Annotated in this window: 15 protein-coding genes; 7 read left to right on the top strand and 8 right to left on the bottom strand. The window is 52.4% G+C overall.

Annotated elements, in window-relative coordinates; all coding sequences use genetic code 11:
• Positions 1–58 precede the first annotated feature (58 nt).
• From EVJ32_RS12165 to EVJ32_RS12135, 7 genes are all read right to left on the bottom strand, one after another.
• Complete coding sequence (locus EVJ32_RS12165) at positions 59–898, bottom strand: formate/nitrite transporter family protein (protein WP_070327936.1); 840 nt, start codon at positions 896–898, stop codon at positions 59–61.
• Between the two features lie 208 nt (positions 899–1,106).
• Complete coding sequence (locus tag EVJ32_RS12160) at positions 1,107–1,754, bottom strand: 50S ribosomal protein L25/general stress protein Ctc (protein WP_131458620.1); 648 nt, start codon at positions 1,752–1,754, stop codon at positions 1,107–1,109.
• Between the two features lie 164 nt (positions 1,755–1,918).
• A complete protein-coding gene (mutL, locus tag EVJ32_RS12155) occupies positions 1,919–3,715 on the bottom strand; it encodes a DNA mismatch repair endonuclease MutL (protein ID WP_131458619.1) in 1,797 nt (598 codons plus the stop codon).
• Positions 3,716–3,719: 4 nt separating this feature from the next.
• Complete coding sequence (mutS, locus tag EVJ32_RS12150; protein ID WP_131458618.1) at positions 3,720–6,251, bottom strand: DNA mismatch repair protein MutS; 2,532 nt, start codon at positions 6,249–6,251, stop codon at positions 3,720–3,722.
• 53 nt (positions 6,252–6,304) lie between these two features.
• Positions 6,305–6,736, bottom strand: coding sequence for a YlbF/YmcA family competence regulator (locus EVJ32_RS12145; RefSeq protein WP_131458617.1), 432 nt, complete (start codon positions 6,734–6,736; stop codon positions 6,305–6,307).
• Between the two features lie 102 nt (positions 6,737–6,838).
• Entirely contained in the window at positions 6,839–7,267 is a 429-nt protein-coding gene (locus tag EVJ32_RS12140; protein WP_071397378.1) for a GNAT family N-acetyltransferase, read from the bottom strand.
• A gap of 16 nt (positions 7,268–7,283) precedes the next feature.
• Positions 7,284–8,747 (bottom strand): phytoene desaturase family protein, encoded by a 1,464-nt coding sequence (locus tag EVJ32_RS12135; protein WP_131458616.1) that lies wholly within the window; start codon positions 8,745–8,747, stop codon positions 7,284–7,286.
• Between the two features lie 142 nt (positions 8,748–8,889).
• Here EVJ32_RS12135 and EVJ32_RS12130 point away from each other — a divergent pair, with 142 nt between their 5' ends.
• The 6 genes from EVJ32_RS12130 to EVJ32_RS12105 all read left to right on the top strand — a co-directional run bounded on the left by EVJ32_RS12130 (position 8,890) and on the right by EVJ32_RS12105 (position 14,165).
• On the top strand, positions 8,890–9,396 hold the full coding sequence (locus tag EVJ32_RS12130; RefSeq protein ID WP_070327376.1) for a hypothetical protein: 507 nt from the start codon (positions 8,890–8,892) through the stop codon (positions 9,394–9,396).
• A gap of 60 nt (positions 9,397–9,456) precedes the next feature.
• Positions 9,457–10,188, top strand: coding sequence for a nucleotidyltransferase domain-containing protein (locus EVJ32_RS12125; RefSeq protein WP_131458615.1), 732 nt, complete (start codon positions 9,457–9,459; stop codon positions 10,186–10,188).
• A 9-nt stretch (positions 10,189–10,197) separates the two neighbouring features.
• Complete coding sequence (locus EVJ32_RS12120) at positions 10,198–10,728, top strand: P-loop nucleotide/nucleoside kinase family protein (RefSeq protein WP_131458614.1); 531 nt, start codon at positions 10,198–10,200, stop codon at positions 10,726–10,728.
• Positions 10,729–10,849: 121 nt separating this feature from the next.
• Positions 10,850–11,608 carry a transporter substrate-binding domain-containing protein gene (locus EVJ32_RS12115; protein WP_131458613.1) on the top strand — a complete coding sequence of 253 codons (759 nt, stop codon included), beginning with the start codon at positions 10,850–10,852 and terminating at the stop codon, positions 11,606–11,608.
• Positions 11,605–12,615 (top strand): pyridoxal phosphate-dependent aminotransferase, encoded by a 1,011-nt coding sequence (locus EVJ32_RS12110; protein ID WP_131458612.1) that lies wholly within the window; start codon positions 11,605–11,607, stop codon positions 12,613–12,615. The genes EVJ32_RS12115 and EVJ32_RS12110 overlap by 4 nt, the downstream gene beginning before the upstream one ends.
• 191 nt (positions 12,616–12,806) lie before the next feature.
• On the top strand, positions 12,807–14,165 hold the full coding sequence (locus EVJ32_RS12105) for a glycosyltransferase family 2 protein (RefSeq protein WP_131458611.1): 1,359 nt from the start codon (positions 12,807–12,809) through the stop codon (positions 14,163–14,165).
• 43 nt (positions 14,166–14,208) lie between these two features.
• Here the strand turns inward: EVJ32_RS12105 and EVJ32_RS12100 are convergent, their stop codons facing one another.
• Positions 14,209–14,763 carry a maltose acetyltransferase domain-containing protein gene (locus EVJ32_RS12100; protein WP_131458610.1) on the bottom strand — a complete coding sequence of 185 codons (555 nt, stop codon included), beginning with the start codon at positions 14,761–14,763 and terminating at the stop codon, positions 14,209–14,211.
• 88 nt (positions 14,764–14,851) lie between these two features.
• Between EVJ32_RS12100 and EVJ32_RS12095 the strand changes: the two genes are divergently transcribed.
• Positions 14,852–15,775 (top strand): DUF7916 family protein, encoded by a 924-nt coding sequence (locus EVJ32_RS12095; RefSeq protein ID WP_131458609.1) that lies wholly within the window; start codon positions 14,852–14,854, stop codon positions 15,773–15,775.
• Positions 15,776–15,816: the final 41 nt, after the last annotated feature.

Raw genomic sequence — 15,816 nt, 5'->3', positions numbered from 1 at the left:
ACGTAAAAAAACAGCCGAATCCCTGATGTGGGCTCGACTGTGCGCTTCGTGATGTATGTCATACTTCTTTGGCTGGCTTGACGATTTTCAGTTCGACTTCTTCTTGCTCTGACTCTTGTGCTTCACGCAATCCTTTAGCGTTCAACCATGTATAGATTGCTCCCATGAATAACGCGCCTCCGATAATGTTTCCGAACGTAGCCGGAATCAAGTTGTGGATGGCTCCAGCAAAGCTGATTGCTTCTGGATGCGGAACAACGAGTGTGAGTGCGAACAAGACGAAGTTGGCGATGACGTGATCAAACCCTGAAGCGAAGAAGACGGCCACTAGGAAGATCATCGAGAAGATTTGGGCAAATTCATTTTTCATTTGTTTCGGCAAGAAGATGGCGAGACAGACCATCCAGTTACAGAAGATGGCTCTAAAAAAGATTTCGACTGTCGTATGATGCATCTTGCTCTCGACGACGGCAAATAACCAGTTGTTCATGCCGAGCTCTTGAATGACTCCAGTCGGCGCGAGCAACAAGGCGAAAAGAATGCCGCCGAGCGCGTTCCCGACGAAGCAAAGCAACCAGACGAGCATCGTATCACTCAGCGTCGTATAGCCACGCATCGTTGAAGTCGTAAAATACATCGTATTCCCGGTAAATAGTTCAGCGCCTCCGTAGATGATCATGACGAGCGCGATCCCGAACGAGAATCCCCCGATGAGCGTCGTAAATGGTGAATCTACAAGATACATGCCGTTGACGACTTTTAATGTGAAGATTGATGCGAACCCGATAAAAATCCCCGCGAGCATTGCCCGTAAAAAATATTCCATCGGCCGATAGTGAATCATCGCTGAGGAAGCCTGTGCTTTCTTCCGTAATGATTCGAGTGCATGGATTTCCATTGATGCCATGTCACAAACCCTTCTTTCTGTTTAAATGAACCATATAATAAGAACAAACATGTGAAATCATTAACAATATAAGCCCGGAGCGACATTTTTGCAACTGCCCATTCGAACTGTTGACATACTTTTCACATCGTAATCGGTTACATTTGTCGGATTTGTGACTAAAAAAAGCGACCCTTCGTAAAGGGCCGCATGAAACCAATTATTCTTTCTCAGAAGACTCTGTCGTCTCATCAGTCGATGCTTTAGTCGATTTTTCTGGAGCTGAAGCTTCTTCACCTTCAGTTTCCTCTTCTTCGACTGCTACCGGCTCGTTCACTGATGCGATTTGAAGATCGCCTTCAGATAAGATTTCGTAATCTTTATTCTTCGGAATATCAGCAACTGTGAGTGAGTCACCGATCCCTAGCTCGCTGACGTCGAGCTCGATCCGCTCTGGGATGTTAGCAGGTGTTGCCGAAACAGTGACTTTATAGAGTGCTTGCGACAAGAAGCCGCCTTCTTTGACACCTTTCGCGTCGCCGACGAGTGTGACGTCTGCTTCAACTTCAGTTGCCTCATCCATTTTGACTGCCATGAACTCGACGTGCTTGTATGTGTTCGTGAACGGGTCAACTTCCGTCCCGTGAACGAGTGTGTTTACTTTCTTGCCGTCGATGTTGAGTTCGATCAAGGCGTTGTCACCGTGTTCCCGGAGAATCTTGCGCAATGCCATTTCTTCAAACGCGACTGGTGTGCTTTCGACTTTGTAGCCGTAAACGACACCAAGTACTTTTCCTTCTTTACGTAAGTTTGTTCGAACCGAACGTGGTCGTAATTCTCGTGTCGTTACTTTAAGCGTGTCTGTCATAATCATTTCCCCCTACTGGTTTATGAATCATGTCTACATCTTGAGGGTGAGGCAGTGTGAACTCCACCTCTCAACCTCGATGCGTTTGACGACATGTGTATATTGTTCCCATAGCTAAGCATCCATAAACGTTACAGTCGGTTAAATTAAGATTACAACGTTTGTCACATGACACGTTTGAACAACTTCTCGAGTTCATACGTACTCCACTTCACTAAAATCGGACGTCCGTGTGGACACGTATACGGAGACGTCGTCTCGCCAAGGTCGCGGATCAACTGTCGCATCATCTCGAGGTTTAACGGATGGTTCGCTTTGATCGATCGTTTGCACGCCATCAGGATCGACGCCTGTTCGCGATATTTAGCGATATCGATTGATCGGTCCCGAATCGCCATCTCGATCAAATCACGGACTGTCCCTTCGAGATCGTGCTGCGGGTACCATGTCGGGATTTCCCGGACGAGAAACGTATTGCCTCCGAACGCCTCTAAATCGAGGCCCGCTTCTTTAAGAAGTGGGGCGACTTCTTCGATCGCAAGCGTCTCTTGTTGGGTGAACTCGAGCGTGAGCGGCAACAGCAACAACTGATACTCTTTTTCAGGCTGGCCGAGTTGGTCATAAAACAGCTCGTACTTGATGCGTTCTTGGGCGGCGTGTTGGTCGATGATGTACATGCCATCGTCCGCGCCGCAGACGATGTAACTCGCATGGAGTTGGCCGATGACGTCGAGCGCCGGCAACCGGCTTTCCGCCTTTTCAACCCCCGGTTCTTCTGGCAGCACTGTTTCGACCGGTGTCTCTTGAACGAGTGGTGTCGGCGACCAGCGACTCGGAGATGTCACCGGCTCGCGTGGGATCGGATAGTTCCATGCGTTCGGCTCAACTGCTGTGTCTGAGCGTTCGACGGTGAAATCAAGCTTCGATTGCTCTGTCGGAACGGACGGCTGTCTTGGTTTGACCGACGGGATCAACCGTTGCTCCCGAAGTGTCAGTTGAACCGTCTCCCGGATCAGTTGACAGAGTTCCTTCTCTTTTGACAGCCGCACTTCCCGCTTCGTCGGATGGACGTTGACATCAATCAGCATCGGGTCCATGTTCACTTCGAGCACGGCGATCGGGTAACGTCCGATCGGCAGGAGCGTATGATAGCCTTCGAGCACGCTTTGCGTGAGCGCGAAATTTTTGATGCTCCGCCCGTTCAAGATCAGGGTCACATACTGTTTATTTGAACGCGTCACTTCGGGCCGCACGAGGTGAGCACTCAAGCTGTAGTCATTCGTCTTGCTCGACGCCGTCACGATTTGGGCGGCGACTTGCCGACCGTAGATCGCGAGCATGACTTGCTTGATGTCCCCGTTCCCGTTCGTTCGGAGTAGCTCCTTGTCTTCATGGAAAGCCGTCAATCGAACTTCTGGGTGTGACAAGGCGATCCGGTTCAACGTGTCGGTGATGCTCGCGAGCTCGGTCGCAGACGTTTTCAAGTATTTCAAACGGGCTGGCGTATTATAGAACAATTGACTGACCGTGATCTCTGTCCCGACGTTAGCAGCAGTCGGTGTTTGCTCGATCACGACGCCGCCATGTAGCGTCATCTCAAAGCCGGCCTCATCAGCCCGGCGCGACTTTAACGTGACGTGACTGACCGATGCGATCGAGGCGAGCGCCTCGCCCCGGAATCCGAGCGTCCGGATCCGGAACAAATCATGTTCGTCTCGTATCTTGCTCGTCGCATGTCTTAAAAAAGCACGGGCCGCGTCATCCTCGTAAAAGCCGTGGCCGTTATCCCGCACTTTGATGAGCCGGATCCCGGCCTCTTCTAGCTCGACTTCCACTTTCGTCGCGCCGGCATCAATCGCGTTTTCGACGAGTTCTTTCACGACCGATGCCGGTCGTTCGACAACTTCCCCGGCCGCAATCCGGTTGGCTAACTGTTCTGGCAACTCTTGAATGATTCCCATCGACTCACCCTTTCTTCGCAGACTGTTGGAGCGCATAGAGCGCCTGCATCGCCTCGATCGGGTTCATCGCTAAAAGATCGAGCTCGAGCAATTGTTGTTTTAACTCATCTTTTGTCTCGAACAAAGAGAGCTGAGCGGTTTCATCGCTCGACTTCTTCGTTATCGGGTCAGTCGGGGCAGCGACCCGCTCTTTCTCTTGTTCGAGCTCTGTTAAGATCGTCCGGGCTCGTTCGATGAGCGATTGCGGCAAATCGGCCAGTTCCGCGACGTGGATGCCGTAAGACTTGTCGGCCTTGCCTGGATGAACTTCATGCAAGAAGACGACGCGTCCGTCGCGTTCGATGGCGCGGACGTGGACGTTCTCGAGCGTCGGGATCGTCGTTTCGAGGACGGTCAGCTCATGATAATGCGTCGAGAACAGCGTCTTCGCGCCGATTGAGGAGGCGATATATTCGACGATCGCTTGCGCGAGCGCCATCCCATCATACGTCGACGTCCCGCGCCCGATCTCATCAAGCAAAATCAGGCTGTTCGCCGTCGCCTCGGTCACGGCCTGGCGCGTCTCGGTCATTTCGACCATAAACGTGGACTGACCGCTCACGAGGTCGTCCGCTGCCCCGATGCGAGTGAAGATGCGGTCAAACAGCGGCAGTTCGGCCGCCTCGGCTGGGACGAACGATCCGATTTGGTGCATGATCGCGATCAACGCGAACTGGCGCATGTACGTCGATTTACCGGACATGTTCGGTCCGGTGATCAACAGCATCTGACGCGAGTCGTCAAGCGTCAAGTCGTTGGCGACATAGTCACCGCGTGGCAGAACCGTCTCGATGACCGGGTGCCGGCCGCGATCGATTTGAACGTTTGCGGACGCTGTCGGACGCACGTAGTCCCGCTTTTCGGCGACGATCGCCAAAGCGAGCAGGACGTCAAGTTCACTGAGCGACCGTGCGAGCTGTTGCAACCGTTTCGTCTCGAGTTTGACTCGGTCGCGCAGTGTGACGAACAAGTCATACTCGAGCGTGCAGCTCTTCTCTTCCGCACCGAGGATGAGCGCTTCTTTTTCTTTCAGCTCGGGCGTGACGTAGCGTTCGGCGTTCGTCAGCGTCTGTTTCCGCTCGTACCGACCTTCTTCGAGTAAACGGGCGTTCGCTTTCGTCACTTCGAGATAATACCCGAAGACACGGTTGTAGCCGATCTTTAATGACTTGATCCCGGTCGCGATCCGCTCTTGTTGCTCCAGGTTCGCGATCCACGACTTCCCGTTCGCTTTCGCTTCAAGCAACTGATCGAGCTCTTCAGAATAGCCTTTACGAATCATTCCGCCTTCTTTCGTCGAGATCGGTGGAGATTCGACGAGCGCCGCTTCAAGAAGCGCCGCCAAGTCTTCGAACGTGTCCAAGTCTTCATGGATATGATGCAACCGGCTTGATGCGACCGCTTCGAGCATCACGCTCAAAGCCGGGATGCGTGCTAGTGTGTCGCGCAATTGTACGAGATCGCGCGCGTTCGCCGTCCCGTAGCCGACTTTCGCGACGAGCCGCTCGATATCATAGACGTGTTTCAATTCGTCCCGGAGTTGGTCGCGCAGCATGAAATCGTCAAGTAAGTTCTCGACCGCGTCTTGACGCTCATGGATCGCTTGCTCTGTATAGAGCGGTTGTTCGAGCCAACGCTTTAAAAGACGTCCACCCATGGCGGTCGTCGTCTCGTCGAGCAGTGATAAGAGTGAGCCTTTCCGTTCTCCGGACCGGGCCGAGCGGAACAGTTCTAAATTGCGTGCCGTATTCGGGTCGAGCTGCATGTGGGCTTCGACCTCATAGGCGATCGCCGGCTGCAAGTGGTCGAGCGCCCGCTTTTGCGTCCGTGTCAAATAGGCGTACAGCAAATCAAACGCGCTCACTTGGGCGTCGTCTTTCGCCGATGCGGACAGTTCGCTCGACCGGCGTTCGACTTGAATCGACAGCGGGATCCCGAGCGGCTGCAACATGTCCGCGAGCTGATCGTCATCGACTAATATCTCACTCGGGATCAATCCTTCGACTTCACGGAGGACCGCTTCTTTCGTCGGCAACGTCGTCAGCCAAGATTCACCTGTCGTCACGTCACCACGGGCGACCCCGTAGGTTTCACCAACTTTGGCGACGGCGACCAAATAACGGTTGTCTTTGTCTCCGAGCGCGGCCATGTAAGTACCTGGCGTGATGACTTGGATGACTTCCCGCTTCACAAGGCCTTTTGTCGCTTTCGGATCTTCCATCTGCTCACAGATCGCGACGTTGAATCCTTTTTCGATCAACTGCTCGATGTAGACGGCTACCGAGTGATGCGGGACTCCACACATCGGGATCGGATGCTCGGCGTTTTTGCCGTTTTTCGCGGTGAGCGTCAATTCGAGTTCTTTCGCCACGATTTGGGCGTCTTCAAAAAAGAGCTCGTAAAAGTCACCGAGCCGGTAAAATACAAAGGCGTCAGGATAATCCGCCTTGATTGAAAAATATTGCTTCATCATCGGTGTCTGATGTATCGCTTCCATTTCGTCTCACCTCTATAAAGTAGAACAGCTGACCAAAGGCCAGCTGTTGTTTTTTAGTATCCGCAACCGCCGCGTGATTTCTCCGCTGCCATGCCGCTTCCTGTTTTACCTGCGAGTACGTCGCCTTCCGTCGCTTCGATGATTCGGTCCGTCACCGAGTTGGCGAGCGTCACCGTCACGTATTGAAGGAGGTCGTTCACTTCGACTTGTGTCTCTTGGAACGCCTGGACGACCGGAATCGAATCGAGTTCGTCCATCGCCTCGTCGATTTTTAGTTCGACTTTGGCAAGCGCTTCGGTCTTGCCGTAATGTTTGCAGTTGACCGCTTCTTTTTGTAAATATTTGATCCGTTTGATCAACGTTTGGACGCGTTCACTTTCGTTCACTTTCGTTTCCGCTTCTTTGAAGCGGGCCACTTCTGGAGTCTTTGCCAAAAGGTCGGCTAATTCTTTCGCTTTTTCAATTACTTGTTGGTCAGTCACCATCGTAAACCCCTTTGCACGCTATAATGTTATCGCACGTTTTCATGTGCGCATGTATTCCTCAACATTCTACCATGAACTTCTGGCGAACGGTACCGCACTGCTTTAGGAAGATTTTGTTCTTTCCCGCGTCATATCGACATGCGGGATACCGTCTTCTAAGTATTCTTCACTCGTTCGCGAAAAGCCGAAACTCGCATAGAACGGTTCGACGTATGTCTGAGCTTGTAAGTAGAGCTCGACGGACCCGAAGTCAATGACAGCTTCTTCCATTAGCCTGCGCGAGTACCCTTTGCCTCGATGTGACGCTTTCGTGACGACACGACCGATGGCGATCGGCGTTTCTTCGACGAGAACTCGGAGTGCGGCGACCATCACACCGTCTTCTTCGATCCAGTAATGATGCGCCGTGACATCTTTCCCGTCGACTTCCTGATACGGACAATCTTGCTCGACGACGAACACCTCGGTCCGCAGCGCCAACAGATCATACAGTTCTTTCGTCGTCAGCTCATTAAATGTTTTCTTATGCATGACACCGTCTCCTTCATTATAGCTTTGCACCGAGCGCACGTCCGACGTGCAACCCGCTCGTCATTGCCCCGATCGTCCCCGCTCCCGGGAACACCGTATCCCCGCACACGAAAAAGTTCGGTAGCGTCGTCCGATAGCTCGCGGCATGGAACAGAGCCTGACGCGGTGTTTGCGCATAGCCGCCGACAGCACCGTGCGGTCGTCTCGTATATTTCACCCACGCTCCTGGACCCCCGGGAAGGAGGACCGCTGATTCGCCCGTCCAGTCCGGAAACGCCCGCTTCACGGCCGAGATGAGACGCCCGGTCCATATTGCTTCTAGTTTCTCATAGGTGGCCCTGTCTTTCCAATCGTCCCACTCTGATAAATCGATATGCGTCGAGACCGTCACGGTCCGTTCGGGGAGAGACGTCCGTAACACGTCGTCCGGAGCCGACATCGAGATGAAGGCATGGCCGGACGGCAAGTCGTCCGTATACACTTGTTGGAATAAGGGCCGGTCCAGACAGACGCGCTCGGGCAACGTCACGTATAGACTGAACGTGCCCCATTGCGATTGCTTCAACTGACGTCGATATTGCCCGGCAAATCGACGCTCGTCGGCACCGCTCAGCAAGCGCTGTGTCGCCTCGAGCGGGATCGCGGCAACGACGACGTCGACGATCTCAAGCCGGCCCCGGCGATCGGTCAATAACCAGCCGTCGGCGACGCGCTCGATTTTCATGATTTGACGACCGAGCAGCGTTGTGCCTCCGCTATGTCGAATCGAGCGTTCCAAGGCGTGGGCGAGTGTGTACAATCCACCTTCGACGTAAAATGCCCCTTCATGATAAATCGATAGCGCGACGGTCGCGAGCAAGTGACTCGCCTCGCGTGCTCCCGTCTGTAAACTATCGAGTAAAATGCCATCGATGAATTGCTCGAACGGTGTCCCGCCCAACCGATGACGTCGCAACGTTTCATGTAGCGGACGATATAGTTTTACGAGTGCCGCTACTTGATTCGGCCGAAATCCGCGAAATGCGGTCAGCGCATCGTCAAGCGTCCGGAGCGGTAAAGCCGGCAATCGCTCGAACAGCGGTCGGATTCTATCAAAATCCGTCCATACTTCTTGAAAAAATGACCGGATATCCGACTGCAGTTCCGGAAACTTCATACTCAGTTCATCGAGAAACGCTTGGCGCGCTTGATAGTAGACGACCGTTCGATCACTCAGATGGACATGCATCACTTCGTCGAGCTTCTCGACTGCGACCGCCTCGTCTAAGTAGTCGAGCACGCGTTGATGGAGTCCGCCTCGTTCGAACCCCATCCCGAGCGTCGCGCCTGCCGGGAAACGGTAGTCCCCGCGGTCAAACTTACCGGCACATCCGCCCCATTCGCGCGATGATTCAAACACGATCACGTCATGTCCCGATCGACTAGCGAGAGCCGCCGTTGTCAACCCGGCAATTCCCCCGCCGATAACCCCAATCTTCATCCCAATCCCCTCCTGAATTCATCATACATCCGGTCGTCCTATTTTTGACGATTGAACGTGCTGCTCGTGACATTTTTCAAGTGTCAGGCAGGGTTCTGACAAATTATGGCGAAAAAACTCGATAAAGGACAGGTGAAGCCATATGCAAAGTCGGGTCATCATTTATTTGCTCATCCCTATCTTGATCTTTATCGGGATTCTCATCACACCGCCATCGGAAGAATCGCAAAAACTCGCGACGATGACGGCCGTCAACATTCAAGAGATGATTCCATATGAACGAGAATACACGGCGCAAGAAGTTTTATTCGAAGCGAATCAAAACGATCATGAGGCCGTGATTGAGGAATGGCGGCTCGAACGCGGGGCCCGAACGACGTACAGTTACGTACTACGACTACAAGGTTTCGAGACAGTCATCCAAGTTGACGCCGGTGCGGCCAATACCCGGTCTGACGGCTATTACGCGATGCAGGCCCACAGTCCGATTTATGAGGCGGACGAGCCGCTGTCGACCGGCTATCCGCTCGTCCTTTTTGCCTCGGAGCAACGGCTCGTACTGAGTCAGATGGAAGTCCGGGTCATTTACGAAGAAGACGGAGCGTTGAAAAAATGGAACATCACCGCAAAAGAAGACATGAACAAATAAGAAGTTATCGCTTCAACACGTTCAAAAGTATATATTGATTCCTCCAGCCATCCTAAAGGAGTGCATAGTTTGAAACATCGAATCGAACCTATCGAAGCAGCACAACAATTTGTTGATCACTACTTCCCGAACTGTCAGGCAGCTGGATTGGCAGGAAGCATCGTCCGCGGCGAAGCGACGGAAACGTCTGACTTAGACATTGTCGTCTTCGACCAAACGCTCGTCTCGTCTTATCGTGAATCGCTGATCGAATACGGATGGCGCATCGAGCTATTCGCCCACAACCTGACGTCCTACCGCGCCTTTTTCGTTCAAGATTGCCAACGCGCCATGCCGTCCTTACCGACGATGGTAGCGGAAAGCGTCGTATTGAAAGATACAGGCGTGATCGAAGCCATCAAACGTGAAGCTAAAGACTTACTCGAGCGCGGCCCAGATGTGTGGTCTGATGAGACGATTGAGATGAAACGATATTTTTTGACAGATGCGCTCGATGACTTGATTGGCTGTCAAAATCGGCAAGAAGGTCTGTTCATCAGCAGTACGATCGGGGATTTAATCTGCGAATTCATCTTGCGCACGAACGGAAAATGGACGGGTACATCAAAATGGGCGTACCGCGCCCTCGCCCGCCACGACAACGAGTTGGCTCATCAACTTGTAGCTGCTCTCGAGTCGTATTATCGAAACAACGAAATTGACGACCTCGTCTGCTTCGTTGACGAGGCGATGTTGCCGTTCGGTGGCAGGTTATTCGCCGGTTTCAGCCGTGGTAAATCAAACGAAAAGTAAGGTGAGACCATGTTCTTTTTACAAATGTCCGGATTTCCGGGCTCAGGCAAATCGACGCTGGCCCGTGCCATCGCGCCTCAGCTCAATGCGGTCATCGTCGACCATGACGTGACGAAGACAGCCTTGCTCGAATCAATGGTGGATCATCCGCTTGACCCGGCACTGGCCGGAAAAGTCGCCTATGACATCGATTGGGCGCTTGTTGCGTTCAATTTGTCACTAGGCCGGAACGTCATTCTGGACAGCCCTTGCCTGTATGATGTGATGCTTGAACGCGGATTGGCACTCGCCGAAAACCATGGCGCCACTTATCGCTACGTCGAGTGTGTCGTCGACGACGTCGATGAAATCAATCGCCGCCTTTCCGAGCGCGAACGCAAGATTAGTCAAATCGAATCCATTTCCCCGGACGATTTTCATCGAACTGTCGCAAACCGTAAAAAACCCAACTTTATGCATACGCTTACAATCGATGCAAATCGCCCGATCGAGACCTATTTGACCGACGTCATCAGCTACGTGCAGCAGATTGACGGATGATTCTTGTCATCCAGCTTAAAGCGGACTGGATGATTTTTTTAGCTTTTTTGTATTTTTATACTTTACAATTAATAATTATGCAATTACACTTAGTCTCATATCTTGAAGGAGGAATTTATACATGAAAAAGTGGATCGTTACTGGGGGACTAGTCGCAAGCGCATTATTAGCGGGATGCAGCCAAGAGACAACGGGAGAAGAAAAAAAGACACTCGTCATGGGCACAAGTGCTGATTACTTCCCGTATGAGTTCGTTGATACGGCGAACGGGGATGAGATTGTCGGCTTCGACATCGAGATTGCCGAAACCGTCACAGAGCGTCTCGGCTATGAGTTAAAGATTGAGGACATGGACTTCGGCAGTTTGCTCGGAGCCTTGAACGCTGGACGGATCGACTTCGTCATGGCCGGCATGACGCCGACCGAAGAGCGGAAAGAAAACGCGTCGTTCTCGGACATCTATTTGTCGGCGACGAACTTGATTATGACAAAAGATGAATCGTTAAAAGAAATCGAAGCGCTAGCCGGTAAGAAGATCGGTGTCCAGACCGCTTCAATTCAAGAGAATATCGCTAAAGACCAAGCGCCAGACGCTGAACTCGTGTCGTTGAACAAGATTCCAGAAATCGTTCAAGAGTTGAACACGGGCCGCATCGACGCGATGGTCATCGAAGACACGGTCGCTCAAAAATACTTAGACCAAGACGCGGGTTTTTATACGTTCGCGCTTAAAGAAGACGGCGAGAAAGGATCGGCGGCCGCTTTCAAATTGGAAGACGATTTGCGTGATCAGTTCAACGACGAGTTGAACAAGATGATCGACTCAGGGGAGATCGATGAGCTCGCTAAAAAATGGTTCTCGATGGAGCCGACGGAATGAGGCAAGTCGACCTCCCAATCTATCCCGTCACTTACCCGGAAGGATATCGATTGAATCAAAACGAAAGCCAGTTCCCGGCGCCGAAGCGGTTGCATGAACAGCTGGCAACGATCTCTTTCCATGACTTGCACGAATATCCGGTCCAACCGATCGATGAACTGTTCACCCGCTACGCGGCCTATGCTGGCGTCGAACCGAACCAGTTGCTCGTCGGCTGTGGCAGTGACGAAATGATTCACGTCGTCACGCAGGCGCTCTTGTCACCAGAAGACGTCGTCTTGTCACCGAGTCCTGACTTCTCGCTCTACCCGATCTTCACGACGATTGCGCACGGTCGGCATGTTCAGGCGGACGATTTATCGTATGAGGCGCTCGCCCTGGCGATTCAGCAACATGCACCGAAGCTGTTACTGTTGTCGAACCCGAACAATCCGACCGGTAAGTTGTGGACGGTCGGTGAGTTGACCGAACTGGCAGGCCTCGTCCCTTATTTGATCGTCGACGAGGCGTATATCGATTTCACGCCTGCATCGAGTATCGTCAAGCACTTGAATGAACTGACGAACGTGATCGTCTTACGGACGCTATCAAAGGCGTTCGGCTTAGCCAACGCCCGTCTCGGGTTTATGATCACGACGACCGAACTCGCTCAGTATTTCCGGCAATTCGTCCCTCCGTTCAATATAAGCGGTGTGAGCGCGAAAATTGCCAACGTCTTTTTGGCTGATGCGACCTACTTGAACGAGTCAATCGCTTGGCATCACGATATGCGGGTCAAGTGGTCGGAGTTACTCGGGACGATCGGTCAAGTCCAGCCAGCTGAGGCGAATTTTTTATACGTCACACTCGACCAGCCCGAAGCGGTTTGGTCTCACTTAGCCGAACACGGCATCCATACGTCGCGTCAACCGGACGGGATCCGCGTCACGCTCGGTAACGAGCAAGCACTTGCCCTTGCTCGACAAACATTGATTGCTTGGGCGCACACATCAGAAACAATTTCATAGCTAAAACTAAAAACAGGACCCAGGTCCTGTTTTTAATTTGGGTCAATATTTTTTATGCACGACGCATCATTTGTTGACTTTATAAGCATTCCCCATCAAAATTCAATTTGCTGTCTGTATATCTAACTTGAACGATAAATTTTCAATATTAGACAAGCTCGTTTCCATTGAAACAGAATTGAGGACATCACATGATTTCACGAAATGAACCGGTCGAATCGAGATGGGGACGCAATCGCATCGGGAATCGTTGGTATTGGACGATTTTGACTCGCTTTTGGTTGGCGCACGGTTTTTCATGGCTCTGGTTATTGTTTTCTATCTACATTTCTTTACCTTGGTTGACCGATTTGGCTGCAGTGACGAATTGGGTGCTCGCCTTGTTCATCATCGGTGGTATCGCTTACGTCCCGGGCTATTTGATGGCATTCTTGCTCGCGAGTCTCGTTCTCGATCGGCAGCCGCCGTTCACAAACGAACATCCGGACGAAGCCGTGACGGTCATGATTGCCGCCTACAACGAACAATCATCCATCTACGAGACGATTCGTTACGTGACACTGCAAGACTACACGGGACCGCTCCAAGTATTCGTCATTGATAACAACTCAAGCGATGCCACGTCGGCCGAAGTGATACGGGCGCAAGAAGATTTCGCCTTACAAATCGAGCTATTGCATGAACCGAGAGCCGGGAAGTTCCAAGCGCTCAATTACGGTTTAACGAAAGTGACTACCCAATACATCATCACGCTCGATGCCGATACGTTGATTCATCCGTCCGCGATTCGCTATTTGGTCGCACGGCTCGTGTCGAGTCCGAAAGACGTCTGTGCCGTCGCCGGCAGCATGCTCGTTCGCAATAGCCGCAGTTCGTTTTGGACACGGCTTCAAGAGTGGGATTATTTTCTCGGCATCGCATCAATCAAGCGGCTTCAAGGGCTTTACCAAGGGACACTCGTCGCTCAAGGTGCGTTCAGTTTGTACGAGACCGATGCCGTCAAACGAGTCGGTGGTTGGCCAGATGCGATCGGGGAAGACATCGTTCTCACGTGGCGACTCCTTGAAATGAAGCGTCGCGTCTATTTCGAACCGCTCGCCGTCGCGTTCACGGACGCACCTGAATCGTTCCGCCACTTTGCGCGTCAACGGTCGCGTTGGGCCCGTGGGATGATCGAGGGATTGCAAGAAGTGAAACCGTGGCGTCAGCCCCAGCTTTATACGAAGTACTTGACCGGGGTCAATTTGATCATGCCGTATCTCGATATCGCCTTCACGTTCTTCTGGATCCCAGGTCTCGTTCTCGCTCTGTTCGGTCATTATTGGATCGTTGGACCGATGACGCTCCTCGTCCTGCCATTGACCGTCCTTAGCTATGGACTGCTCTACTTCTACCAACGGGACTATGTATTCAAGAACTTGAACTTACGGGTACGTAAAAACTTCTTCGGATTCATCTTTTTCGTACTGAGCTATCAATTGTTCATGTCCCCGATTTCCGTTTGGGGTTATGCCCAAGAAACGCTCAACGTAAAACGAGTCTGGAAATGAACAATGACCTTTCCGAACGAGTTCGGAAAGGTCATTTTAAGATTCATGGAATTAGCTTGATCACTCGGGCCGGATTGCCTCCGACGACGGCACGGGCCGGCACGTCTTTCGTCACAACCGCACCTGAGGCGATGACTGTGTCATCCCCAATCGTCACGCCCGGATTGATGATGGCCCCGCCACCGATCCAGACGCGATGGCCGACCGTAACCGGCTTACCGTACTCGAGGCCAGAAATTCGTTCTGTCGGGTCGAGCGGATGGGTCGCCGTGTAGACGTGGACACCGGGACCGAGCATACAGTCATCCCCGAACCGGATCGGACAGATATCTAAAAACACGCAGTCGAAGTTCGCAAAAAAACGGTCCCCGAGATGAATATTGTATCCGTAGTCACACTTGAACGTCGGTTCTAGGTAGAACGATGCCCCGGTCGAACCGAACAGTTCACCGAGTACTTGCTTGCGGACGTCGAGCTCATCGATCCCGGACTGATTGAACCGCTCTGTCAGACGTCGCGCCTGTCGCCGGTCAGCGACGAGTTCCGAATCAGCGGCCAGATAAAGTTCACCTTGAATCATCTTTTCTTTTTCTGTCATGTTTTCGCCTCCATTCTGTTTTATTATAGAGGGATATTGGCACGAATAGGGAATAGGAAAATGGACGAATCTGAGGAGGTAGTTGACTATGAAACGCATTCTTGATTGCAAAGCGAGTGATTTCTTGACGTTCAACCGTAACGATTTGATTGAGTCGATCCGAAAAGCCGAAGGCCGGACCGTGCTCGCCGAGGTCATTCCGACCGTGCAGCCGCTCTATCCCGAAGTGACGAACGCCGAGCTCGCCCGGGCGTTCGGCGCCGACATGATCTTGCTCAACATGCTTGACGTGTTCCATCCGTACATAAAGGGACTTGAAAGCCACGCCTTATTCGGCGACATCCCGGGTGAGACGATGTCCGACAATCCGATCACGGAATTAAAACGGCTGATCGGACTGCCGGTCGGTGTCAATCTCGAGCCTGTCGACTTCAGCGAGAAGTCCTCGGACATGTTCGACGTGAAACAAGGCCGACTGGCGACGCAGGAAGCGTTCACCCGCGCTTCCGAACTCGGAATCGACTTCGTCTGTTTGACCGGTAATCCGAACACCGGTGTCACGAACGAGGCCATCGAAAAAGCGATCATCACGGCCCGGTCTGAATTTGCCGGCGTCATCATTGCCGGGAAGATGCATCAAGCGGGTGTCGGTAACGTGATCGACCGTGATGCGTACGTCCGCTTTGCCGAAGCTGGTGCCGACATCATCTTGATTCCCGCGCCAGGAACCGTCCCAGGTGTCCGTGAAGACGAGTTCTATCACGTGACGCAAGAAATCCAAGCACTGAACAAGCTCGTCTTGGCCGCCATCGGAACGTCACAAGAAGGCGCCGACGAAGGGACGATCCGCGACATCGCCTTATCATCAAAACGCGGCGGTACCGACATCTTCCATATCGGCGACGCCGGTCTGTCCGGAATCGCCACACCTGAGAATATTCAGGCGTTGTCGATCGCCATCCGCGGACGCCGTCATACGTACATCCGTATGGCCGCTTCCGTCAATCGTTAACCACAAAGGGAAGGAAGCCGCGGCTTCCTTCCCTTTGTCTG

This window comes from Exiguobacterium sp. SH5S4 (assembly GCF_004337045.1).
In the GTDB taxonomy this organism is placed as follows: domain Bacteria; phylum Bacillota; class Bacilli; order Exiguobacteriales; family Exiguobacteriaceae; genus Exiguobacterium; species Exiguobacterium aurantiacum_A.
The sequence above is the reverse complement of the archived record's forward strand: the minus strand, read 5'-3'. Positions and strand labels throughout refer to the sequence as shown.